Source organism: Bradyrhizobium nanningense (assembly GCF_004114535.1).
In the GTDB taxonomy this organism is placed as follows: domain Bacteria; phylum Pseudomonadota; class Alphaproteobacteria; order Rhizobiales; family Xanthobacteraceae; genus Bradyrhizobium; species Bradyrhizobium nanningense.
The window spans coordinates 157,953-181,323 of the sequence record NZ_LBJC01000007.1; the positions used below are offsets into that span (position 1 = coordinate 157,953).

At 65.3% G+C, this 23,371-nt stretch carries 22 protein-coding genes; 10 read left to right on the forward strand and 12 right to left on the reverse strand.

Annotated features, from left to right (window positions below):
* Positions 1 to 60 precede the first annotated feature (60 nt).
* The 3 genes from otnK to ltnD are packed head-to-tail and all read right to left on the reverse strand — an operon-like array spanning position 61 to position 3,197.
* On the reverse strand, positions 61 to 1,338 hold the full coding sequence (otnK, locus tag XH84_RS04665) for a 3-oxo-tetronate kinase (RefSeq protein ID WP_128917018.1): 1,278 nt from the start codon (positions 1,336 to 1,338) through the stop codon (positions 61 to 63).
* The gene (gene otnI, locus XH84_RS04670; protein WP_128917017.1) at positions 1,335 to 2,117 is read right to left on the reverse strand and encodes a 2-oxo-tetronate isomerase; all 783 of its coding nucleotides are present in this window, start codon (positions 2,115 to 2,117) and stop codon (positions 1,335 to 1,337) included. The genes otnK and otnI overlap by 4 nt, the downstream gene beginning before the upstream one ends.
* A gap of 15 nt (positions 2,118 to 2,132) precedes the next feature.
* Entirely contained in the window at positions 2,133 to 3,197 is a 1,065-nt protein-coding gene (ltnD, locus tag XH84_RS04675; RefSeq protein ID WP_347338863.1) for an L-threonate dehydrogenase, read from the reverse strand.
* Here ltnD and otnC point away from each other — a divergent pair.
* A complete protein-coding gene (otnC, locus tag XH84_RS04680; RefSeq protein ID WP_164937331.1) occupies positions 3,157 to 3,831 on the forward strand; it encodes a 3-oxo-tetronate 4-phosphate decarboxylase in 675 nt (224 codons plus the stop codon). The genes ltnD and otnC overlap by 41 nt on opposite strands.
* Positions 3,832 to 3,982: 151 nt before the next feature.
* Here otnC and XH84_RS04690 read toward each other — a convergent pair whose 3' ends face one another.
* From XH84_RS04690 to XH84_RS04715, 6 genes are all read right to left on the reverse strand, one after another.
* Positions 3,983 to 4,687 carry an ABC transporter ATP-binding protein gene (locus tag XH84_RS04690; protein ID WP_128917014.1) on the reverse strand — a complete coding sequence of 235 codons (705 nt, stop codon included), beginning with the start codon at positions 4,685 to 4,687 and terminating at the stop codon, positions 3,983 to 3,985.
* Complete coding sequence (locus XH84_RS04695; RefSeq protein ID WP_128917013.1) at positions 4,671 to 5,402, reverse strand: ABC transporter ATP-binding protein; 732 nt, start codon at positions 5,400 to 5,402, stop codon at positions 4,671 to 4,673. The genes XH84_RS04690 and XH84_RS04695 overlap by 17 nt, the downstream gene beginning before the upstream one ends.
* Complete coding sequence (locus XH84_RS04700; RefSeq protein ID WP_128917012.1) at positions 5,399 to 6,394, reverse strand: branched-chain amino acid ABC transporter permease; 996 nt, start codon at positions 6,392 to 6,394, stop codon at positions 5,399 to 5,401. Before XH84_RS04700 ends, XH84_RS04695 begins: the two co-directional genes overlap by 4 nt.
* Positions 6,394 to 7,227 (reverse strand): branched-chain amino acid ABC transporter permease, encoded by an 834-nt coding sequence (locus tag XH84_RS04705; RefSeq protein WP_245471619.1) that lies wholly within the window; start codon positions 7,225 to 7,227, stop codon positions 6,394 to 6,396. Before XH84_RS04705 ends, XH84_RS04700 begins: the two co-directional genes overlap by 1 nt.
* 191 nt (positions 7,228 to 7,418) lie before the next feature.
* The gene (locus XH84_RS04710; RefSeq protein WP_128917010.1) at positions 7,419 to 8,663 is read right to left on the reverse strand and encodes an ABC transporter substrate-binding protein; all 1,245 of its coding nucleotides are present in this window, start codon (positions 8,661 to 8,663) and stop codon (positions 7,419 to 7,421) included.
* Between the two features lie 88 nt (positions 8,664 to 8,751).
* Positions 8,752 to 9,567 (reverse strand): putative hydro-lyase, encoded by an 816-nt coding sequence (locus tag XH84_RS04715; RefSeq protein ID WP_128917009.1) that lies wholly within the window; start codon positions 9,565 to 9,567, stop codon positions 8,752 to 8,754.
* A gap of 120 nt (positions 9,568 to 9,687) precedes the next feature.
* On the opposite strand from XH84_RS04715, the gene XH84_RS04720 reads away from it, so the two are divergent.
* Genes XH84_RS04720 through XH84_RS04735 form a run of 4 tightly spaced genes read left to right on the forward strand, consistent with a single transcriptional unit; the run spans position 9,688 to position 13,897 of the window.
* Entirely contained in the window at positions 9,688 to 10,605 is a 918-nt protein-coding gene (locus tag XH84_RS04720) for a LysR family transcriptional regulator (RefSeq protein WP_128917008.1), read from the forward strand.
* Positions 10,606 to 10,637: 32 nt separating this feature from the next.
* On the forward strand, positions 10,638 to 11,888 hold the full coding sequence (locus XH84_RS04725) for a Zn-dependent hydrolase (protein ID WP_128917007.1): 1,251 nt from the start codon (positions 10,638 to 10,640) through the stop codon (positions 11,886 to 11,888).
* A 12-nt stretch (positions 11,889 to 11,900) separates the two neighbouring features.
* A complete protein-coding gene (locus XH84_RS04730; RefSeq protein ID WP_128917006.1) occupies positions 11,901 to 12,812 on the forward strand; it encodes an NAD(P)-dependent oxidoreductase in 912 nt (303 codons plus the stop codon).
* An 11-nt stretch (positions 12,813 to 12,823) separates the two neighbouring features.
* Complete coding sequence (locus tag XH84_RS04735; RefSeq protein WP_128917005.1) at positions 12,824 to 13,897, forward strand: malate/lactate/ureidoglycolate dehydrogenase; 1,074 nt, start codon at positions 12,824 to 12,826, stop codon at positions 13,895 to 13,897.
* A 189-nt stretch (positions 13,898 to 14,086) separates the two neighbouring features.
* Here the strand turns inward: XH84_RS04735 and XH84_RS04740 are convergent, their stop codons facing one another.
* Positions 14,087 to 15,160 (reverse strand): tartrate dehydrogenase, encoded by a 1,074-nt coding sequence (locus tag XH84_RS04740; protein WP_128917004.1) that lies wholly within the window; start codon positions 15,158 to 15,160, stop codon positions 14,087 to 14,089.
* Between the two features lie 156 nt (positions 15,161 to 15,316).
* On the opposite strand from XH84_RS04740, the gene XH84_RS04745 reads away from it, so the two are divergent.
* Positions 15,317 to 16,093, forward strand: coding sequence for an SDR family oxidoreductase (locus tag XH84_RS04745; RefSeq protein WP_128917003.1), 777 nt, complete (start codon positions 15,317 to 15,319; stop codon positions 16,091 to 16,093).
* A gap of 48 nt (positions 16,094 to 16,141) precedes the next feature.
* Positions 16,142 to 17,560, forward strand: coding sequence for an amidase (locus tag XH84_RS04750; protein ID WP_128917002.1), 1,419 nt, complete (start codon positions 16,142 to 16,144; stop codon positions 17,558 to 17,560).
* Between the two features lie 147 nt (positions 17,561 to 17,707).
* Here the strand turns inward: XH84_RS04750 and XH84_RS04755 are convergent, their stop codons facing one another.
* Together XH84_RS04755 and XH84_RS04760 are read right to left on the reverse strand one after the other, a co-directional pair.
* A complete protein-coding gene (locus XH84_RS04755; RefSeq protein ID WP_128917001.1) occupies positions 17,708 to 18,814 on the reverse strand; it encodes an amino acid ABC transporter permease in 1,107 nt (368 codons plus the stop codon).
* Between the two features lie 2 nt (positions 18,815 to 18,816).
* On the reverse strand, positions 18,817 to 20,001 hold the full coding sequence (locus XH84_RS04760) for an amino acid ABC transporter permease (protein WP_128917000.1): 1,185 nt from the start codon (positions 19,999 to 20,001) through the stop codon (positions 18,817 to 18,819).
* Between the two features lie 87 nt (positions 20,002 to 20,088).
* Here XH84_RS04760 and XH84_RS04765 point away from each other — a divergent pair, with 87 nt between their 5' ends.
* The 3 genes from XH84_RS04765 to XH84_RS04775 are packed head-to-tail and all read left to right on the forward strand — an operon-like array spanning position 20,089 to position 23,338.
* Positions 20,089 to 20,961 (forward strand): MurR/RpiR family transcriptional regulator, encoded by an 873-nt coding sequence (locus XH84_RS04765; protein ID WP_128916999.1) that lies wholly within the window; start codon positions 20,089 to 20,091, stop codon positions 20,959 to 20,961.
* A gap of 3 nt (positions 20,962 to 20,964) precedes the next feature.
* On the forward strand, positions 20,965 to 22,314 hold the full coding sequence (locus tag XH84_RS04770) for an aspartate aminotransferase family protein (RefSeq protein WP_128916998.1): 1,350 nt from the start codon (positions 20,965 to 20,967) through the stop codon (positions 22,312 to 22,314).
* Positions 22,315 to 22,324: 10 nt separating this feature from the next.
* Positions 22,325 to 23,338 (forward strand): amino acid ABC transporter substrate-binding protein, encoded by a 1,014-nt coding sequence (locus XH84_RS04775; protein ID WP_128917185.1) that lies wholly within the window; start codon positions 22,325 to 22,327, stop codon positions 23,336 to 23,338.
* The last annotated feature ends 33 nt before the right edge of the window (positions 23,339 to 23,371 follow it).

Consider the following 23,371-nt stretch of genomic DNA (forward strand, 5'->3'; position numbering starts at 1 on the left):
CGACTCCGCGCGAGCACGGAAGTCGAAAGAAATGAACAGGGGCCTAAGAACGCCCTGCGTTCAGCGCATGAGCCTAAGCGCATCCGCGAAAAACTCCGGGCCGCCGAAATTTCCGGACTTCAACGCGAGCAGCATCTCGCCTGCTTCGGCGCCAACGGCGCGCAACACGGGGACGCCCGCGGCGATCTCGGCGCCGACGAGGAAGCCCGGGATTTCGAGGCGGTCGACGACCGCGCCGGATGTCTCGCCGCCGGCGACGATGAGCCGCCGAACCCCTGCTTTCACGAGGTTTTCCGCGATATCGGCCATGGCCTGCTCGATGGCGTGGCCCGCGGCGTCGCGTCCGTGACGGGCTTGCAATGCGGCGACTTCTTCAGGCTTCGCGCTCGAGGCGATCAGCACCGGGCCGTCGGCAAGTCGCGGCCTCGCCCAGTCGAGCGCGCGCTCGGCTTCCTTCGCTCCCGTAATAATACGGTCCTGGTCGAGATGGAGCACCGGCATGATGCGCTCGGCATTCGCGATCTGCTGAAGCGTGGCCTGTGAACAGCTTCCGGCAAGACACGCTGCAGGTCCGCCGACGGCAGCTCCGGTCTCGCTGCTCGCGGCACCGGACCTGACCTTGCCCGTCGATACCAGCGCGCGCGCGAGCCCAAGGCCAATGCCGGAAGCCCCGACCGACAGGCGATGTTCGCCGGCCACGAGGCCGATGGTCTCGAGGTCGCGGTCGAACACGGCGTCGATGATGGCAGCGCCGATGCCCTTGCCTGCAAGCTCGGCCAGCCGCGCCCGCACGGCATCCACGCCGCGCGTGACGGTGGCGAGGTCGACGAGACCGATCTGCGTCCTGCTCTGACGCGCGAGCACGCGCACCAGGTTCGAATCATGCATCGGGTTGAGCGGATGATCCTTCAGCGGGCTCTCGTTGAGCGGTACGGCGCCGACGAAGAGGTTGCCCTGGTACACGGTGCGGCCGGTCTCCGGGAACGCCGGCGTCACCAGAACGGCGCCTTCGCCGCTATCGGCACGCAACGCGTCCATCACCGGGCCAATATTGCCAGCATCCGTGGAATCGAAGGTCGAGCAGATCTTGAACAGCACATGGCCCGCACCGCGGCTGCGCAGCCATTTGTCCGCCGCGCGCGAGCGCGAGACGGCAAGGCCGGCCTCGATCGAGCGGCTCTTCAGCGACACCACGACGGCATCGACCTCGGGCAGCGCGAGATCGTCAGAGGGCACACCGATGGTCTGCACGGTGCGCAGGCCCGCGCGTGTCAGTGTGTTGGCGAGATCGGAAGCGCCGGTGTAATCGTCGGCGATGCAGCCCAACGCAAGTGTCACGGCTTCACTCCAGCGTAGGGCTTGAACCAGGCAAGGCCGTCGGTGGTCTTGCCGCGCGGATTGTATTCGCAGCCGACGAAGCCGGTATAGCCGAGGCGGTCGAGCTCTTCGAACAAGAACGGATAGTTGAGCTCCTCACCGTCGGGCTCGTTGCGCGAGGGAATGCTGGCGATCTGGACGTGGCCGATGATCGGCATCATCTCGCGCAGCCGCATGGTGACGTCGCCATGGATGATCTGGCAGTGATAGATGTCAAACTGCAGTTTGAGGTTCGCCAGCCTCAGCTCCTGGATCAGGTCGCGGGCGAAGCCGAAATCGTTGAGGAAATAGCCGGGCACGTTGCGCGCATTGATCGGCTCGATCACGACGTCGATGCCGTGGGGCGCGAAGAACTCCGCGGCCCATGCCACCGACTTGTAGAAAGCCTCGATCGCGACGCGTTCGCCGCGGTTGGCGATGCCGGCCATCAGGTGCAGGCGTTTGACACCGGTCGCCTTGGCGTAAGGCAGCGCCGTCTCCAGGCTCGCCTTGAGATCATTGAACCGCGCCGGCAGCGCCGCAAAGCCCTTCTCGCCCGCATTCCAGTCGCCCGGCGGCAGGTTGAACAATGCCTGGGTCAGGCCGTTGCGCTTGAGCCGCTCGCCAACCACCTCAGCTGGATGCTCGTAGGGAAAGAGAAACTCGACCGCGGTGAAGCCGGCTTGCGCGGCGGCATCGAAACGATCGAGGAACGGCACCTCGGTGAACATCATCGAGAGATTGGCGGCAAAACGCGGCATTGGAATCCCCTTAACTTACTTGTCGCCGGGCAGCTTCACGCCGGTAACCTGCGCGTACATGCGCGCCACCGACGCGTCGTCGTCGCGGCCCATGCCGGCGGCTGATGTCATCAGGAACATCTGGAGTGCGGCGGCGGAGACCGGCACGGGGAACCGGGCACTGCGCGCCATGTCCTGAATGATGCCGAGGTCCTTGACGAAAATCTCGACCGCGCTCCGCGGCGTGTAATCGCCGTCAAGCACGTGCGGCATGCGGTTCTCGAACATCCAGGAATTGCCGGCGGAGGCCGTGATCACCTCATAGACCTTGCGGATGTCGAGGCCCTGCTTGGCCGCGAACGCCATCGCTTCGCTGGCGGCGGCGATGTGCACGCCGGCGAGCAATTGGTTGATCATCTTGAAGGCGGCGCCCTGACCGGCGGCATCACCGAGCTCGTAGAGCTTCGCGGCCATGGCATCGAGCGCCGGCCGCGCTTTCGCAAACGCGGCAGGACTGCCGGAGGCCAGAATCGTCAGCTCGCCTTGCGCGGCGCGCTGCGCCCCACCGGAGATCGGAGCGTCCAGATAATGCCGGCCCGTCGCCTCCAGCTGCTTGGCAAGCCGGCGCGCCACGTCCGGGTCCATCGTGGCGGAGGAGATGAAGACGCTGCCTTCGGGCATGGTCTCGGCGGCACCATCCTTGCCGAACAGAACAGCCTCGGTCTGCCCAGCATTGACGACGACGCTGACGACGATGTCGGCATTTCCGGCCGCCTCGGCCGGCGTTTTGGCGCCCGCGCCGCCATCCTTCGCGAAACGCGCCACCGCGTCAGCCGAAACGTCGCAGCCGGTGACGATGTGGCCGGCGCGCTTCAGCGAGGTCGCCATGCCGTAGCCCATCGAGCCGAGCCCGATGACGGCGATGCGCTGATTTTGAGACGTGGAGGCGGACATATGCAACTGACCCTTGCGAACGTTTCCTGGACGGCCGGCCTTTGCGGCGGCTCGGCGAACCGATATCACGGCTTGGCCGCGCTGCCAAAGCATGAGACAAGCGGACATGACGGCCATGAGCAATGAGATCCGGCTGCGCGAGGACATCTGCCGCTTCGGACGGTCCCTGTTCGAGCGCGGGCTGACGCCGGGCTCCTCCGGCAATATCAGCGTCAGGCTGGACGGCGGCGGCTGGCTGGTGACGCCGACCAACGCCTCGCTCGGCTTCCTCGATCCGGCAAAGCTGTCGCGGCTCGACGATCAGGGCCGGCTGGTCTCTGGCGATGCCCCGACCAAGGAAGTTCCGCTGCACAATGCGCTCTACGACACGCGCGGCAGTGCGCGCGCGATCGTGCATCTGCACTCCACGCATTCGGTCGCGCTGTCGATGCTGCCGGAGATCGACCCGCGCGCCGCACTGCCGCCGATGACGGCCTATTACCTGATGAAATGCGGCGCCACCGCGCTCGTGCCCTATTACCGCCCCGGCGATCCCGCCGTGGCGGATGCGATCAAGGGCCTCGCGGGAAGATATTCATCCGTACTGCTCGCCAATCACGGCCCGGTGGTCGCCGGCGACACGCTGGAGGCCGCGGTGTTCGCAACGGAGGAGCTGGAAGAGACGGCGAAGCTGTACCTGCTGCTCCGCGGGATGAACCCGCGATATCTGTCGCCGGAGCAGGTGAAAGATCTGGTGAAGGTGTTCGGGGTGACGCTGCCGGAGCATGGGCACGAGCACTAGCTCCCCACCGCTGTCATTCCTCGCGAAGGCGGGGAATCCAGTACGCCGCGGCCTATCCGTATCCCTCTGGCGTCTCTGGAATACTGGATCGCCCGATCAAGTCGGGCGATGACACTGAGTGCGCGGGGCGAGCTTGCGCCACACTTCGCAACTACAGCCCCAGATACGCCTTCCTCACGTCGGGATTGCCCTTGATCTCCGCGGCCGGGCCCTGCATCAGCACGCGGCCGGTTTGCAGGATGTAGGCGCGGTCGGCGATCTCGAGGCATTCGGCCATGCGCTGTTCGACGATCAGGACGGTCATGCCGGCGTCGCGGATGCGTTTTACCGCCTGGAAGATCTCGTCGACGAGTTTTGGCATGATGCCCTGCGAGGGCTCGTCCAGCATCAGAAGCCGCGGGCGCGTCATCAGCGCGCGGCCGATCGCGAGCATCTGCTGCTCGCCGCCGCTGAGCGTTTCGGCACGCTGCTCGAGGCGCTCGGACAGACGCGGAAACAGCTGAAAGACGAGGTCGAGCGGCGCCTCGCGGTTCGCCTCGCCCCGGTAGAGATAGCTGCCGAGGCGAAGATTGTCGCGCACCGACAGGCGGGGGAACAGGCGGCGGTTCTCCGGGACATAGGCGATGCCGGTGGCCGTAATATGGTGCTGCGCCATGCCGTCGAGGCGCTTGCCGTCGAAGGTCACGCTGCCCGAGCGCGGACGCTCGGCACCGGCGATCGACTTCAGCAGCGTCGACTTGCCCGCGCCGTTGGCGCCGGCGACGCAGACGATCTCGCCCTTCTGGACCTCGATCGAGACCGCGGAGATCGCGACCAGACCCTGATAGGCAGTGGTGACTTCACGCACCGACAGCATGACGATCTCCCAGATATGCCTTGATCACCTTGGGATCTCGGACGACATCGTTCGGCTTGCCCTCGACTAGCACCTTGCCGAGGTCGAGCACGATGGCGCGGTCGACCAGCGGCATCACGATCTCCATGACGTGCTCGACCATCAAGACGGTGACGCCGGCATCGCGGACCTTGCGCACCAGCGCAACGCCGGTCTGCGCCTCGGTCGGCGTCAGGCCGGTGAGGACTTCGTCGAGCAGCAGCAGCTTCGGCTCGGTCGCGAGCGCGCGTGCGACTTCGAGGCGACGCTTCTCGGCCGGCACGAGGTCGCTCGCCAGCACGTCGGCGCGCGCGGCAAGGCCGGTGAACTCCAGCACCTCGTGCGCCTTGCGGCGGGCTTCGCGCATCACGGTGTTACGCACGAGCGCACCGACGATGACGTTGTCGATGACAGTCATGGTCTCGAAGCTCTTCACCACCTGGAAGGTGCGCCCGATGCCACGCTGGCAGCGCTCGGCCGCCGGCATGTGGGTGACGTCGTCGCCGTCGAATAGAATCGAACCTTGGGTCGGCGGCAGCACGCCGGCGATGAGATTGAACAGCGTCGACTTGCCGGCACCGTTGGGGCCGATCAGGCCGACGATCTCGCCGCGGCCGACCGAGATCGAAACGTCGCTGTTGGCGACGAGGCCGCCGAACCGCTGCCAGACGCCGCGGGTTTCGAGGAGCGCGGTCATCGTGTGGCTCCCTTGATCTGGTTCTTGGCTTTTGTCCGCGAGAACAGGCTCACCAGACCTTGCGGCAAGGCGAGCGAGATCGCCACGATCAGCGCGCCGTAGACGATCAGATCGACGCCGCGGCCGGAGCCTCCGATATAGGAGCGCGTCAGCTCCGTCATCGGGATCAGGATGGCCGCACCGAGCACAGGCCCCCAGAGGGTGCCGATGCCGCCGAGCACCGCCGGCAGCGCCATCAGCAGCGAGAATTGGAAGCCCATCACGCTCTCAGGGTCGATATAGGCGAGGAACTGCGCATAGAAGGCGCCGCCGATGGCGACGAGGAAGGCGGAGACGGCTGCCGCGCCCATCTTGGAGTTGAACACGACGACGCCGAGGCTTTCGGCCGCCTCCGGATTGTCCTTCACCGCACGCCACCAGAAGCCCCATTTGGAGTCCTCCAGCCACCAGGTGACGAACCAGGCGAGGCAGCAGAGCGCCAGCGCGAAATAGAAGTACGGCAGCTTGGTGCGCATGAACTGGAATTTCAGCCAGCTGTCGCCGCGGATCGGAACGGTGATGCCCATCGCAGCTCCCGCCCATTCCCAGTTCTGGAACAGCAGCAGGCCGATTTCTGCGATGACAATGGTCGCGATGACGAAGTAGTGGCCGCGCAGGCGGAAGAAGGGATAGCCGAGCCCCATTGCGATCAGGGCCGCAATCACGCCGCCGCCGAGCATGCCGAACCAGGGCAGCACGCCGAACTTCGTGAAGAGAAGCTCGGTGGTGTAGGCGCCGATGCCGAAGTAGAGCGCGTGGCCCAGCGAAATCTGCCCGCAATAGCCGGAGAGGATGTTCCAGCTCTGCGACAGCGCCGCATACATCAGGGTCAGGATCAGGATGTTCTGGACGTAGACGTCCTTGACGAACAGCGGCGCGAGCGCGGCGAGGGCCGCCAGCACCGCGGCGATGATGAGGTCGCGGCGGCGCCGCGCGGCGAAAGTCTTGTCCATCACATCGACCCGAACAGGCCGCGCGGCCGGATAAAGACGACAAGCAGATAGACGGCGTAGATGCCGACCGACTTCAGCGACGGCGGCAGCACCAAGGCGGTGACCGCTTCGACGAGACCGACGATGATGCCGCCGGCAAACGCGCCGAACACGCTGCCGAAACCGCCGAGCGCCACCGTGACATAGGCGATCAGCGCGAAGGACGCGCCGACGTCGGGGTAGATGTAGAAGAACACCGCCATGATCGCGCCGGCAAGACCGACCAGTGCTGCGCCGAGGCCCCAGCCGAGCGCGAACACGCGGTTCTTGTCGATGCCGACCAGGGCGACCGCGCCGGGATCCTCGCGTGTCGCCTCCAGCGCACGGCCGAAATCGGTGCGGTGGATGAAGAAGTAGAGGCCGGCGAACGCGGCGATCGAGACCAGCGCACCGATCAGCTGCGGCTCCGGCAGGAAGATGCCGCCGATCGATATTGTTTTTCCGCCAAGCCAGGATTGCGGGATACTGCGATAGTCCGGCGTGAAGAAGAATTGCGCCAGGCCCCGCATCACGATGGCAAGACCGAAGGTGGAGAAGATCTGCACCATGCCGGCATTGGCCTTGGCCCGCATGGCGAAGCGTACAACCAAGAGGTAGATGACGGCCCCGAACACGAAGAGTGCCGCGGCAACCAGTGGCGCCGACAGCAAGGGGTCGATGGCGAAGAACGTGAATAGGAAGAAGCTCACATACATCGCGATCATCAGGAACTCGCCATGGGCGAAGTTCACGACGTCCATCAGGCCGAAGATCAGCGCGAGGCCGACTGCGATCAGCCCGTAGAGCAGCCCCATCAGAAGGCCGCTTGCGAGACTTTGGATAATGGCTTGGGCTGTCACTGCATCGTCCCCCACACTCCGACCTCATCCTGAGGAGCGCGCCGCAGCGCGCGTCTCGAAGGATGGCCCGCCCTCGTCCTTCGAGACGCGGGCTGCACCCGCCCTCAGGATGAGGACGGGAACTACTGTCTCAGTCCCGCTTTTGCTTACTTCATCGGCCAGATCGCCTCGGCGATCGCGGCCTGCGGCGGGAAGATGGTGACGAACTTGCCGCCGACATATTGCAGCAGCACCGGATCGGCGTCGTTGTTCTGGCCCATCTCGTCGAACTTGACACGCTTCCAGGGCATGATGGTCTGCTCGCCCGGGATGTCGGTCGCCGCCAGCGCATCGCGGATCTTCTCGCCGTCGGTCGACTTGGCGCGGCTGATGGCGTCGGCGAGGATGATCAGGCCCATGAACTGGCGCGAGGTCAGGTCGTTGAAGTCCTTGCCCGATCGCGTCTTGAACATGTCGTTGATCTTGCCGACCATCGGGCGCTTCTGCGCGAGGTCGAGCGAGAAGGTGCCGCGCGAGATCACGCCTTCGAGCTTGTTGCCGACGGCATCATAGAGCGCCTTCTCGGAGAAGCCGGCGTCCTGCGCCACGATCGCATTCGGCTTGTAGCCGAGCTCGGCCATGGTCTTGACCAGGAGGATGCCGTCGGTGGTGTAGCTCGAGGGCATCAGCACGTCGGCATTCGCGGACTTGAGCTGCTGCACCTCGGCCGAGAGCGAGGGCGAGTTGGCGCGATACTTGATGTCGGTGACGATCTTGTAACCGCGCTCGCCCGCGATCTTGGCCTGGGCGTTGCCGGAATCGGTGCCGAAGATGGTGTCTTCGTGGAACAGCGACAGCGTCTCGATCTTGGTGCCCTTCTTCTTCATGGCATCGAAGAAGTCGAACATCGCGGCCGAGTACATCTCATCGTGCGGCGCGGCGCGGAAGTAATATTTCAGGCCGCGGCGATGCAGGCTCGGCGAGGAATTGTCGGCGGAGACGAACGGGACCTGGTAGCGCTCGCAGATCTGGCTGACGGTGACGGCGACCGCGCTCTGATAGGTGCCGATGATGGCGCAGACCTTCTCCTGCGTGATCAGGCGCTCGGCCTCGGCGCGGCCCTTCTGCGGATCGGCCTGGTGGTCGGCGAAGACGAGGCGGACCTTGGCACCACCGAGACCCGGCAGGCCTTCGCCCTTGGCCAGCGGCAGATCGAAGTCGGTATCCTTGTTGATGACTTCGAGCGCAGTCTCATACGCCTTCTGCGCGTCGACGCCCTGCTGCGCGCTGCCGCCGGAGAACGGATAGATCACGCCGATCACGACTTCCGGCGTCTGCGCGCGCGCAGCGAGCGGCACCAGAGCGGCAGTGGCGGTGGCTCCTAACAACACGTCGCGGCGAGTGATCGTCATGGCAAAGTCCCCTGTGACTGAATTTGGCTGATCGAATGAAGCGATTGATGGATGCGGTAAAGCTCGAAGAAGCAGCAGATGCTGCCCACTAAATCACGGCCATGGTCCTGTTCTTGAGATCCGTTACCAGCATCAGGCCGGGCGAATGCGTGATCGCGAACGGGAGCTTCGCGGCGTTGATCACCGATTGCGGCGTCACGCCGCAGGCCCAGAACACCGGAATCTCGTCGTCGGCGACCGGCACGGGATCGCCGTAGTCGGGCTTGGAGATGTCCTTGATGCCGATCAGATGCGGATGACCGAGATGCACGGGCGCACCGTGCACGGCGGGATAGCGCGAGGTGATCTGCACCGCGCGGATCGCGTCCGCCGGCTTGAACGGCCGCATCGACACCACCATGGGACCTGCGAACGGGCCGGCCTCGCCGCAGGCGATGTTGGTGCGGTACATCGGCACGCGCACGTTCTGCTCGATGTGGCGGATCGGCATGCCCTCGTCGAGCAGCGCCTCTTCGAACGAGAACGAGCAGCCGAGCACGAAGGTCACGAGATCGTCCCGCCAGTACTTCGTCACATCAGTCGGCTCGTCGACGACCTCACCATCGCGCCAGACGCGATAGCGCGGCACGTCGGTGCGGATGTCGAGATCGGCGCCGAGCGCGGGGATGAAAGGACTGCCGACGTCGGACATGCCGATGATCGGGCACGGCTTCGGATTGAGCTGACAGAAGCGGTGGAAGGCGCCGGCATAGTCCGCCGGCAGGATCGCGAGATTGCCCTGAACGAAGCCGGGAGCGATTCCGGCGGTGGAGGCGACCTGTCCCTCGCGGTAAGCGAGCCGGGCCTTGCGGCTCGGGAGCGTGTCGGGCGTTTCAGTTTGCTGCGCTGCCACCAAAACAGTCATGTGATCGACCTGCCTATAAACTCGACAAAGACAAGCCAACACCAAGCGTGCTATAAAGTCTAATCGTCGTTTCTAATCAATCTCGATAAATCTGATTTATCGATCGGGAAAATCCTTCCAATGCTGGACTTCAGGTCGATCGAGACATTCCTTTGGGTTGTGAAGCTCGGCAGCTTTCGCGGCGCCGCCCAACGCCTCAACACGACCCAGCCGGCGATCTCCCAGCGGATCGCCCAGCTCGAGCGCGAAATGGGCGTGAAGCTGCTCAACCGCGATCATCGCGTGGCCTCACCCACCCCGAGCGGCCGGCAGATGATGGTCTATGCGGAGAAGCTGATCGGCCTGCGTGCACAGATGATGGCCGAGATTGGCGACCGTTCGGCGATGCGCGGCGTGATGCGGCTCGGCGTCGCCGAGACCATCGTGCACACCTGGCTGCCGCGCCTCGTGAAGAGCGTGAACCAGGTCTATCCGAACCTGTCGCTGGAGATCGAGGTCGACATCACGCCGAACCTCACCGCACGCCTGCTCGCGCAGGAGATCGAGCTCGCCTTCGTCGTCGGCCCCCTGTCCGCCTCCGGCGTGCACAACCGCGTGCTCGCCGACTATCCGATCGGCTTTCTCGCAAGTCCTTCGCTCGGGCTCGGCAAGGGCCCTGTGACACCGGCGGAGCTTGCGCGGTTTCCGATCATCACCTTCCCGCGCAAGACCAAGCCTTACGAGGTCGTGCGCGAGGTATTCGACCGGCCGGAGCTGCCGCCGATCCGACTGCACGCCTCCGCTTCGCTTGCGACCGTGATCCACATGGCAGTGGAAGGGCTCGGCGTCGCCGTGATTCCCGACGCCATCGTCGAGAGCGAGCTCGCCGACGGGCGGCTGCAACTGCTCGACACCGATCTTGCCATCGCGCCGCTGACCTTCACCGCAAGCTGGCTCGCCTCGCCTGACGTCGTCGCCGTGGAGCGCGTCGCCGAGCTTGCACGGCAGATTGCGCAGAGCAGCCTCGCGGTTGACGCGCCCGCGCTGGCGGGTCATTGAAAAAGGCGCCGGAAAATCGAGAGAACGAACGCATGAGCCGAGCCGTCACCAACCTGCAAATCGATTCCGCCCGCCTCTGGGGCTCCATCCACGAGACCGCGCAATTTGGCGCGACGGCCAAGGGTGGCGTACGGCGGCTGACGCTGAGTGCCGAGGACAAGCAGGTGCGCGACTGGTTCCGCAAGGCGTGCGAGGAGGCAGGGCTTGAGGTGCACACCGATGCACTCGGCTCGCAATTCGGCCTGCGCAAAGGCCGCGACATGTCGAAGCCGCCGGTCGGCATCGGCTCGCATCTCGACACCCAGCCGACCGGCGGCAAATATGACGGCATTCTGGGCACACTTGGTGCGCTCGAAGTGATCCGCACGCTGAACGACGCGGGGATCGAGACCGACGCACCGATCTGCGTCGTCAACTGGACCAATGAGGAAGGCTCGCGCTTCGCACCCGCGATGATGGCCTCCGCGGCGTACGTCGGCGATTTCACCACCGACGACATTTTGTCGCGCAAGGACGCCGAGGGCACCACTGTCGGCCAGGCGCTGGATAGCATCGGCTATCGCGGCGACAAGCCGGTGGGCTTTCAGAAGCTCGGCTGCTTCGTCGAGCTGCACATCGAGCAGGGCCCGATCCTGGAGGCCGAAGGCAAGACCATCGGCGTCGTCGATTCCGGCCAGGGCGTGTTGTGGTACGACGGCAAGATTTCCGGCTTCGAGAGCCATGCCGGCTCGACACCGATGCCGCTGCGCCGCGATGCGCTGGCGACGTTGTCGGAGATCGTGCTGGCGATGGAAGCCATTGCCAGGAAGCACGGGCCGAACGCGGTCGGCACCATCGGCGAGGCCGTGATCGCAAATCCCTCGCGCAACGTCATTCCCGGCGAGATCGCCTTCACGATGGATTGCCGCAGTGCAGACGGCGCGATCATGGATGCTCTCGACCGCGATTTGCGCGGAGCGATTGCCGAGATTTCCGCCCGCCGCAAGGTCGAGGTGAAGATCGATCTGGTCTGGCGCAAGCCGCCGACCCATTTCGATCCCAAGCTGATCGCGGCGGTCGAGAGCGCGGCGAAGACGCTCGGCTATTCATCCCGCCGCATCACCTCCGGCGCCGGCCATGACGCCTGCAACCTCAACACAATCATGCCTGCCGCGATGGTGTTCGTGCCCTGCAAGGACGGCATCAGCCACAACGAGCTGGAGGACGCGACGCAGCCCGACTGCGCCGCGGGCACCAACGTCCTCATGCATACCGTGCTGGCAATCGCCGGCGTCGCGTCCTGACCGGAGAGAGCCATGCGCGGAGTTTTCGTCGACGCCAATGAAACCTTGGCCGTGATCATGGAGCGGCTAACGAGGCCCGGCGATCCCAAGGTGCGAATTCACCGGAACCCCGATATCAAGCCGGAGGAATATCCTGATATTCTCGACGGCGCCGAAATCGCGATCGTCGACCATACCGCGCTGCCGACCGAGGTCGCGAAGGAATGCGCCGGCCTCAAGCACGTCGTGTTCCTCGGCACCGGTGCGCGCAGCTACATGAACCCGGATGAGCTTAGCCAGCTCGGCATTTCCGTGCATCTGATCAAGGGCTATGGCGACACCGCGGTCGCCGAATCCGCGATCGCGCTGATGTGGGCCTCGGCCCGCGTCATCGCGATGATGGATCGCGAGATGCGCGCCGGCAACTGGCTGCGCGAGGACGGCATGCAGCTCACCGGCAAGACGCTCGGGCTGATCGGCTTTGGCGGCATCGCCGCGGAGGTCGCGCGCATTGCGTCCGGCAGCGGCATGAAAGTAATCGCCTGGAACCGCTCGCCGAAGAGCCATCCGAGCGTCGACTTCACCGATCTCAACACGGTGCTAGCGAAAAGCGACGTGGTGTCGCTGCATCTGCTGCTCAACGACGAAACGCGCGGCATGATCACGCGCGAGAAGATCTTTGCGATGAAGCGCGGTGTCATCCTCATCAACACCGCCCGCGCCGCGATCGTCGACGAAGCCGCCATGATCGAGGCGCTGAAGTCGGGCCATATCCGTCATGCCGGCCTCGACGTCTTCAACACCGAGCCCCTGCCCGGCGATCATCCGCTGACGAAGATTCCGAACGTGACGCTCTCGGCGCATTCGGCGTTCCGTACGCCCGAAGCGAGCGAGAACCTGATTGAAGCCGCATGGGTCCATTGCCGCCGGATCGTGAAGGGATAAGAGCAACAACAATGGCCGATTACCGCACTATCAAGGCAGAGCCGCTCACCAATGCCATCCACGCCATCGTCAAGGCCGGCGGCTCCTCGGACCGCGAGGCCGAGCTCGTGTCCACCAATCTTGTCGAGGCCAATCTGAAGGGACACGACTCGCACGGCGTCGGCATGATCCCGCGCTACGTCCAGAGCGTCACCAACGGCGGCCTCGCCGTAAACCAGCACGTCAAGATCGTGCTCGACACCGGCCCACTCCTCACTCTCGATGGCCTCACCGGCTATGGCCAGGTGATCGGCCATGAAGCGATGGAGCTGGCGGCGGAGCGTGCCAAGCGCAACGGCGTGTGCCTCGTCGGCCTCTCCAATTCGCATCACATCGGCCGCATCGGCCATTGGGCCGAGCAGTGCATCGACCACGACCTGGTCTCGATCCACTTCGTCAACGTGATATCGCGTCCGATCGTAGCGCCCTGGGGCGGCAGCGATGCGCGCCACGGCACCAACCCGTTCTGCGTCGGCATTCCGCGCCGGGACAAGGACCCGATCGTGCTCGACTTCGCCACCAGCAGGATCGCGCAGGGCAAGACCCGCGTCGCCCACAACAAGGGCGTCGAGCTGGAGCCCGGCACCATCATCGACGATGAAGGCAAGCCCACGGTCAATCCGCGCTACACCGTGATCCCGCCGTACGGCGCCATCCTCCCGTTCGGCGAGCACAAGGGTTCGGGGCTCGCGCTGGTGTGCGAAATCCTCGGCGGCGCACTCTCCGGTGGCCAGGTGGTCAAGGGTCCGTCCGACGGCAAGTACAACGTCCTCAACGGCATGCTCTCGATCGTCATCGACCCGGACAAGCTCGGCACCGGCGAGAATCTCGCACGTGAGGTCGAGAGTTTTGTGGCCTGGCACACGGGCTCGCCGCCCGCCTCCGGCGTCGACAAGGTCAAGATCGCCGGCGAGCCAGAGCGCGAGACCAAGAAGAAGCGCCTTGCCGAAGGCATTCCGGTCGACCCGACCACTTGGCAGGAGATTCTGGAGGCCGGGAAGAAGTTCGGGCTCGATCAGGCGGCGATCGAGAAGATCGCGGGTTGAACACTATAACGGTGTCGTCCCGGACAAGCGCAGCGCAGATCCGGGACCCATAAGGACGTGGTCTGGCGAAGACTCGCGGTTACCAGCTCGGGCAACAACCTCTCCCTGGGGTTATGGGTCCCTGCTTTCGCAGGGACGACAGGGGAGTTTGTTGCAACGCCGGAGCGAGCCTTCATCAAGCGCCCCGCCTCAATCCACCATATCCGCGACGGCTTTGCCGCAGGCCGTGGTGTCGGCATTGCCGCCGAGATCCTTGGTGCGCAGCGTGCGTTCGGCCAGCGTGCGCTCGATCGCCTCGACGATCGACTTGCCGGCTTCCTTTTCGCCGAGATGTTCGAGCATCATCGCGCCCGACCAGATCGCGCCGATCGGGTTGGCGATGCCCTGGCCGGCGATATCAGGCGCCGAGCCGTGCACCGGCTCGAACACCGAGGGGAAATTACCTTCGGGATTGATGTTGCCTGACGGCGCGATGCCGATCGTGCCGGTACAGGCCGGGCCGAGGTCGGACAGGATGTCGCCGAACAGATTGGAGCCGACCACGACGTCGAACCAGTCCGGATGCAGCACGAAATTCGCAGTCAAGATGTCGATGTGGTACTTGTCCCACTTCACGCCGGGGAATTTCTTGGCCATCGCCTCCACGCGCTCGTCCCAATAGGGCATGGTGATGGAGATGCCGTTGGACTTGGTCGCCGAGGTCAGGTGCTTTTTCGGCCGCGACTGCGCGAGCTCGAAGGCGAATTTCAGGATGCGGTCGACGCCGATGCGGGTCATCACCGTCTGCTGCGTCACGAACTCGCGATCAGTGTCCGGGAACATGCGGCCGCCGACGGAGGAATATTCACCTTCGGTGTTCTCGCGCACCACCCAGAAATCGATGTCGCCGGGTTTGCGGCCCGCCAGCGGCGACGGCACCCCGGGCATCAGCCGCACCGGGCGCAGGTTGACATACTGGTCGAACTCGCGGCGAAACTTGATCAGGGAGCCCCACAGCGAGACGTGGTCCGGAATCTTCGCTGGCCAGCCGACCGCGCCGAAATAGATCGCATCGTGCTTGCCGATCTTTTCCTTCCAGTCATCGGGCATCATCTGGCCGTGCTTCTCGTAATAGTCCCAGGACGAGAAGTCGAAATGGTCGAAATGCAGGGCGACGCCATGCTTCTTCGCCGCCGCCTCCAGGACACGCAGGCCCTCGGGCATCACTTCCTTGCCGATGCCGTCGCCGGGAATGACCGCGATCCGGTATTGTTTCTTGCTCATTGAGAACGTCCCTCTTTGGTCCGGCAGCCGCCGCCTTTTTGACCGCACTGCAATGGACCAAACGCGTCGGCAGTGCAACGCTGCACTGCAATGTTGACCATGGCGCGACCAAGCGCCTACTGATTTGATCCCGTTCCCATCCTGCGAGTACCTCTCATGGACCTGCATCTGCGTGGCAAGCGTGTCCTGATCACGGGCGCGTCCAAGGGCATTGGCGCCGCCGCGGCCGAGGCGTTCGCCGAGGAAGGCGCACATCTCCTGCTCGCCGCCCGCAGCGGCGACCAGCTCAAGGCGCTGGCCGAGCGCTTGCGTTCCGCGCACCAGATCGATGCTGCAACGAGCATCGTCGATCTGCGCAAGGAAGAGGACGTGGCGCGGCTGGCGAAAGAAGCCGCCGACATCGACGTGCTCGTCAACAATGCCGGCGACATCCCCGGCGGCTCGATCGACAAGATTGACGAGGCGACCTGGCGTCACGCCTGGGAATTGAAGGTGTTCGGCTATATCAACCTCACGCGCCATATCTACGCGCAGATGAAGGCCAAAGGCGGCGGCGTCATTGTCAACGACATTGGCGCGGCCGGCGAGAAGTTCGACGCCAACTACATCTGCGGCAGCGCCGGCAATGCCGCGCTGATGGCTTTCACCCGCGCGCTCGGGGGCAAAAGCCTCGCCGACAACATCCGCGTGGTCGGCATCAATCCGGGCCCCGTCGGCACCGATCGCCACGTCACGCTGCTGAAGACGCGGGCCAAGCACCAGTTCGGCGACGAGAGCCGCTACAAGGAATTCCAGAAGAGCCTGCCGCTCGGTCGCCCCGCGCATGCGCGCGAGATCGGCGACCTCATGGCATTCCTGGCGTCGGACCGCGCCGGATACACGTCTGGGGTGATCTATACGGTGGACGGCGGCATCAGCGCAGGCTGGGGTTAACTCTATCCTCGTCATTGCGAACCGAGAATGGGCTTAGGAGCAAAGTAATTGTCTCAAGATCTGATCCGCGAAACCGCGTGCGCCGTCGTCGACAAGCTGCGCTCCGGCGACGTCTCGCCGCTCGAACTGCTCGACGTCCTGCAGAAGCGCATCAGTGAAGTCGACGGCAAGGTCAATGCACTGCCGACACTCTGTTTCGATCGCGCGCGGGACAGCGCCAAGGCCTTGATGCGCAAGCCCGCCGGCGCGCGGGGGCTGCTCGCGGGCCTGCCCGTGCCGATCAAGGATCTGACCGACGTTGCAGGCGTCTTGAACACGCAGGGCTCGCCGATCTTCAAGGACAATATTCCCGCCAAGTCCGACCTGATGGTCGAGAACCTCGAGGCCAACGGCGGGGTCGTCTACGCCAAATCCAACACGCCGGAATTCGGCGCCGGCGCCAACACCTTCAACGAGGTGTTCGGAGCGACGCTCAATCCCTGGGATACGACGAAATCCGCGGCGGGCTCTTCCGGCGGTGCGGCGGTGGCGCTGGCGACCGGCATGGCCTGGCTGGCGCAGGGCTCCGACATGGGCGGATCTTTGCGCAGTCCGGCGGCCTTCTGCGGCATCGTCGGCATGCGGCCGAGCATCGGCCGGGTCGCGCATACGCCGAAGGCGGGCATCGATCGCAATCTCGGCGTGCAGGGCCCGATGGCGCGCAACGTCGAGGATCTCGCGCTGCTGCTGGATGCCATGAGCGGCGACTATGCCGCCGATCCGCTGTCGCTGCCAGCGCCCGCGACCTCGTTCCTGTCGGCGGCACAGTCAGGCAGGAAGCCGAAGCGCATCGCCTATTCGCCCGATCTCGGCATCACGCCTGTCGATCCCGAGGTGAAGGCGATCACGCGCAAGGCGGCGGAACGCTTTGCCGAGGCTGGCGCGATCGTCGAGGAAGCCCATCCGGACTGGCGCGAGGCGCACGAGTGCTTCCACGTGCTGCGCGCATTCGATTTCGCGATCAGCAAGGCGCAATTGCTGAGAACCAAGCGCGACCTGCTCAAGCCCGAGGTGATCTGGAACATCGAGGAAGGCCTCAAGCTCACGGTCGAGCAGCTCGAGCGCGCCGAGGCCCAGCGCGTCGGCATGACCGCACGCGCGGTCGAATTCTTCAAGACCTACGATTTGCTGCTGACACCCACCACGATCGTGCCGCCTTTCCCGATCGAGCACCGCTATGTCGCCGAATGCGCCGGCAAGAGGTTCAACAACTATGTCGAATGGCTCGGCATCGTCTACGCCATCACGCTCGCCTGCTGCCCCTCGCTGTCGCTGCCATGCGGCTTCACGGCGTCCGGCTTGCCGGTCGGCGTTCAGGTGGTCGGCGCGCCCAGGGGCGATGCGGACGTGCTCGCCGGCGCGAAGCTGCTGGAGGATATTCTGGGCCTGCGCGGCACGACGCCGATCGATCCGAAAGCGAGCAAGTAGCTGATGCCCCGGACGCAGCGCAGCGCCTCTTCGGCGGTGCGCTGCAGAGCCGGGGCCCATCTCGCCGAGGACTTGCCGTGCGTCCCTGGGTCCCCGGCTCGGCGGCGCAGCGCTGACGCGCCGCACCTTGTCCGGGACACGAAACTCTCACCTTCCCCTCGTCGCTTCCAGACCGCGGCTGTAGCGCGACATCGCGAAGCAGAACACGAAATAGATCGCGGCGACGAAGATATAGACCTCGACCGAGAATTGTTGCCACGCCGGATCGATGATCGCGGTCTTCGCCGTCGTCAGCAGGTCGAAGATGCCGATGATGAGGACGAGGCTGGTGTCCTTGAAGAAGGCGATGAAGGTGTTGACCAGCGGCGGGATGACGTGGCGGATCGCCTGCGGCAGGATGATCAGCCGGTTCTTGCGCCAGTAGGACAGCCCGAGCGCGTCCGCTGCCTCGTACTGCCCGCGCGGCACGGCCTGAAGCCCGCCGCGGATGACCTCGGCGAGATAGGCGCCCGCAAACAGGATGATCGCGATCTGCGCGCGCAACAGCTTGTCGATGTTGAATCCGCTGGGCATGAACAGCGGGAACATGACGCTCGCCATGAACAGCAGGCTGACCAGCGGCACGCCGCGGATCAGCTCGACATAGAGCACGCTGAGCGAGCGGATCGCCGGCAGTTTCGAGCGTCGGCCGAGCGCGACGAGGATGCCGAGCGGAAAGCCGAATGCGAGGCCGAAGGTCGCAAGGATCAGCGTGACCGGCAATCCGCCCCAGCGATCTTGCGGGACGAAGGACAGCCCGAGCACCCCGCCCCACATCAACACGCTGATCAGCGCGAGCGCTCCGATCCAGAGCAAGACGAGTTCGCGCCGCCACAAAGCGCGGCGGGTCGAGAGATAGAACAGTGCAATGAACAGCAGCACGGCTAGTGCCGGCCGCCACTGTTCGTCGAACGGATAGGTGCCGAACAGGATGAAGCGATACTTTTCGGGAATGATCGCCCAACAGGCGCCGACGCCACGCGCCGCCCGGCAGGCACTGGAATCGTTTGCAGGCGTCAGCCACACTGCATTCGCGATACCCCACTGCACGAAGCTGAAGATGCCCTTGGCGAGAATCGCGAGCAGCACGACCGAGAGAATGCCATTCGGGATCGATGAGAACAGATTGGCGCGCAGCCAGCGCAGCACGGGGTTTCCGCTCTGCGGACGGCGGGCGGCGCGCGGTGCGTCCGGAATGTCGGCGATCACGGTCATGATCAGCGCTCCACCAGTGCGATGCGCGCGTTGTACCAGTTCATGAAGAAGCTGATGGAAAGGCTGATCGTCAGGAACACCGCCATGATCAGCGCGATGGCTTCGATCGCCTGGCCGGTCTGGTTCAGCGTGGTGTTGGCGACCGAGACCACGTCCTGGTAGCCGATCGCCACCGCGAGCGAGGAATTCTTGGTCAGGTTGAGATACTGGCTCGTCATCGGCGGCACGATCACGCGCAGCGCCTGCGGCAGGATGATCTTTCGCAGCATGAAGCTGCGGCGCAGGCCAAGTGCGTTGGCGGCGTCCCACTGCCCTCGCGGCACGGACTGGATGCCGCTGCGCACGATCTCGGCAATGAAGGCCGAGGTGTAAGTCACGAGCGCGATCAGCAGCGCGAAATATTCCGGGGCGAGCGTCAGCCCGCCGACGAAGTTGAAGCCCCGCAATTGGGGCCACTCGATCGTCCAGGGCACGCCAAGCACCAGCGAGAGGGCTGCCGGCAGCACGATGATAAGGCCGAGCGCAAACGGCCAGGCCGGCCGCGGCCTGCCGTCGCGCATCTGCTGCGCGATCAGCCGCCTCCTGATGAGATAGAACCCGGCACATCCGAGCACAGCAGCGCCGAGCACCCAAAGCTGCGGCGGGCCAATCGGAATTGCCGGCAGGATCAGGCCACGATTGGAAAGGAACACGCCTTCGACAGGCCGCCATGCCGCGCGGGCGGCCGGCAGCGCCTGCATCAGCACGTACCAGAACAGGAGCTGGAGCAGCAGCGGGATGTCGCGGAGCGTTTCGACATAGACGGCGGCGAGGCGCGACAGCAGCCAGTTGGCCGACAAGCGCGAGATGCCGATCAGCGTGCCGAGGACGGTCGCGAGCACGATCCCGATCACGGCAACGCGTAAGGTGTTGCCGACGCCGACGACGAAGGCCCAGAGATACGTGTCTTTGGGATTATAGGCGAACAAGCTGTCGGCGATCGGCATGCCGGCCTCGCGGCCGAGGAAGGCAAAGCCGGTCGTGATGCGGCGAGCCGAGAGGTTGGTGACGGTGTTGGACCAGAGGAAGCCGATGACCGCGACCGCGATCCCGACCACCAGCACCTGCCAGAACAGGCCTTGCAGCTCGCGGCGTCCCCATGCGCCGAACAGGCGGCGCGGCGGCGGTCTCCGGGCGTCGATGGTCACAGCGCAAAAATCCTTCTCGATAGCGACGATTTCCGGCAGCGCACGTCAACTGTTGCACCGATCCAAAATCCATGCAACAAATGTTTCATGGCTGAGCCCGCGAAATCCTCGCCGTTGAGCGAACTGCGCATTGCATTGCCATCGCTCCCGATGCGGCTGCAGGAGGTCGGACGCTTCGTCGCCGCCAACGATTACGACGCCACCACCCGTTCGATGCGCGACCTCGCGGCAGAGGCCGGCGCCGACCCCGCCGCCTTCACGCGCCTCGCCAAGGCGATCGGCTATTCCGGCTGGGACGAATTGCGAGCGGCGCTGACCGAGGCACGGCGACCGTCCCAGACCTCGCCCTTCTCCGGCCGCGCCAGAAGCCGCAGGCCTGGCCCGAACGCCGATGTCGCGCTCGTCACCGACAAGCTCGAGGCGGAGGCCGCCGGCCTTCCGCGGATTCCGGCCCAACCGATCGCAGAGGCGGCCCGCGCGCTGCACGAGGCCAAGCGGATCTGGATCGCGGGTTACCGGAGCTGCCGCAGCGTTGCGGAGCTCTTGAACTACGAGCTGCGGCTGTTCCGACCCGAGCAGGTGCAAATCGTTGGCGTCTCCGGCCCCGACGATCTCGATCTCGGCGCGTTCCGGCCCGGCGAGGCCGTCATCGTCATCGGCTTCCTGCCCTATACCCATGCGAGCGTCCGCGTCGCGCAAGCCGCTCATCGCGCTGGCGCAACGCTGATCGCGATCGCGGACAGCCTCTCGGCACCGATGGCGGAAGGCGCCGATCACGTGTTGCTGTTCGAAGCGGCCTCCTCTCCCGGCTTCTTCCCCAGCCTCACCGGCGCGATCGCGATCGCGCAGTCGCTGGCCGCAGTGACGTTCTCGCTCGGCGGCGCCGCCGCGAAGAAGCGCCTCGAGAATACCGAGGCGCGCCTCGCCGCCGCCTCCACCTACGTTTCAGAGAAAGGTTGACCCATGGCCGCCCGCACCAGCCGCGTGCTGCACCGCTCGTTGCGCGAGACGCCGCCCAAGGCGATCGGCGGCGAAGGCATCTATCTCTTCGCCGAGGACGGGCGGCGCATCATCGACGCTTCCGGCGGCGCGGCCGTCTCGTGCCTCGGCCATCAGCATCCCCGCGTGATCGCGGCGATGGCGAAGCAGGCCTCGACCCTGGCCTATGCGCACACCGCCTTCTTCTCGTCCGAGCCCGCCGAAGCCCTCGCGGAGACGCTGGTCGGGCACGAGCCCGGCGGTCTCGCTTACGCCTATTTCGTCAGCGGCGGGTCCGAGGCGATCGAAGCGAGCATCAAGCTGGCGCGGCAATATTTCCTCGAACGCGGCGAGCCACAGCGGCAGCATTTCATCGCGCGGCGTCAGAGCTACCACGGCAACACGCTCGGTGCGCTCGCCGCCGGCGGCAATGCCTGGCGGCGTGCGCCCTACGCGCCGCTGCTCTCGGCCGCTTTCAGCCACGTGACCCCGGCCTTCGCCTATCACGAGAAGCACGACAGTGAATCCGATGCACAGTTCGTGGCCCGGCTGGCCGCCGAGTTGGAGTCCGAGTTCCAGCGGCTTGGCCCTGAGACCGTCGCGGCATTCCTCGCCGAGCCGGTCGTCGGCGCCACCGCCGGCGCCGTGACGGCCCCGGACGGCTACTTCAGGGCGATGCGCGAGATCTGCGACCGGCACGGCGCGCTGCTCATCCTCGACGAGGTCATGTGCGGCATGGGCCGCACCGGCACCACGCATGCCTGGGAGCAGGAAGGCATCGCGCCGGATATCCAGGCCATCGCAAAGGGGCTCGGCGGCGGCTACCAGCCAATCGGAGCGATGCTCGCCAGCGGCAAGGTCATCGACACCATCCGCGCCGGCTCGGGCGCCTTCCAGCACGGCCACACCTATCTGGCACATCCCCTCGCCTGCGCGGCCGCACTCGCGGTGCAGGAGGTGATCCGCGAAGATGGCTTGCTCGACTGCGTCAAGGAGCGCGGCCGGCAGCTCGAGCAGCGGCTGACCGAGCGCTTCGGCAATCACCGGCATGTCGGCGACATCAGGGGCCGCGGCCTGTTCTGGGCGATCGAGCTGGTCGCCGATCGCGCCAGCCGCGCCTCGTTCGATCCCGCGCTCAAGCTCCATCAGAAGATCAAGGCGGAAGCCTTCGCCAATGGGCTCGGCTGCTATCCGGGCGGGGGCACCGTGGACGGCGTGCGCGGCGACCACGTGTTGCTGGCGCCGCCCTATATCGCCTCGGCCGACGAGATCGACCTGATCGTCGACAAGCTCGGCTCGGCCGTCGACAACGTGTTGCGTAGTGCCAATCATTGAGGGGAGTAGCATCATGAGGATAGTGGTTATCGCGGCGAGTGTGATCGCTGCATCGACAATTGTCGCGTCGGCCGCGACGCTCGACACGGTGAAGAGCCGTGGCACGCTGGTGTGCGGCGTCAGCGCCGGCTTTGCCGGTTTCTCCGCGCCGGACTCGCAAGGCAATTACAAAGGTCTCGACGTCGATTATTGCCGCGCGCTCGCGGCCGGCGTGCTCGGCGACGCCAGCAAGGTGCGTTACGTTTCGCTGACCGCGCAGAATCGCTTCACCGCCCTGCAGTCGGGCGAGATCGACGTGCTCTACCGCAACTCGACGCAGACCTATCTGCGTGGCGTGACGCTGGGCTTGCGGCAAGGCCCGATCAACTTCTATGACGGCCAGGGCTTCGTCGTGAAGAAGGATCTGGGCGTCAAGGACATCAAGGACCTCAAAGGCGCCACCGTTTGCGTCGCGCAGGGCACCACGCACGAAGTCACGCTCGGCGATTACGGCCGCGCCAACGGCATCGACTGGAAGCCGCTGGTGTTCGACCGCGTCGACACCATGTACCAGACCTTCTTCGGCGGCCGCTGCGATGCGATGACCCAGGACGCCTCCGCGCTCGCCGGCGCCGTGACCACCGCGGCGCCGAACCCCGCCGATTACGTCGTGCTGCCGCAGACCATCAGCAAGGAGCCGCTCGGGCCCTTCACCCGCAACGGCGACGAGGTCTGGAGCGACATCATCACCTGGCTGCATTACGGCCTGATCGAGGCCGAGGAGCTCGGCGTCACGCAAGGCAATGTCGAGGAGATGACGAAGTCGCAAACGCCTGCGATCCAGCGTCTGCTCGGCGCCTCCGGCGATCTCGGCTCCCGGCTCGGGCTCGACAACAAATGGCTGGTCGCCGCGATCAAGGCCACCGGCAATTACGGCGAGATCTACGAGCGCAATGTCGGCAAGGCGAGCCCGCTCAAGCTCGATCGCGGCCTCAACGGCCTCTGGAGCAAGGGCGGCTTGATGTACGCCGTGCCGTTCAAGTAAACAGTCCTCGTGTCCCGGCTCTGCAGCGCAATA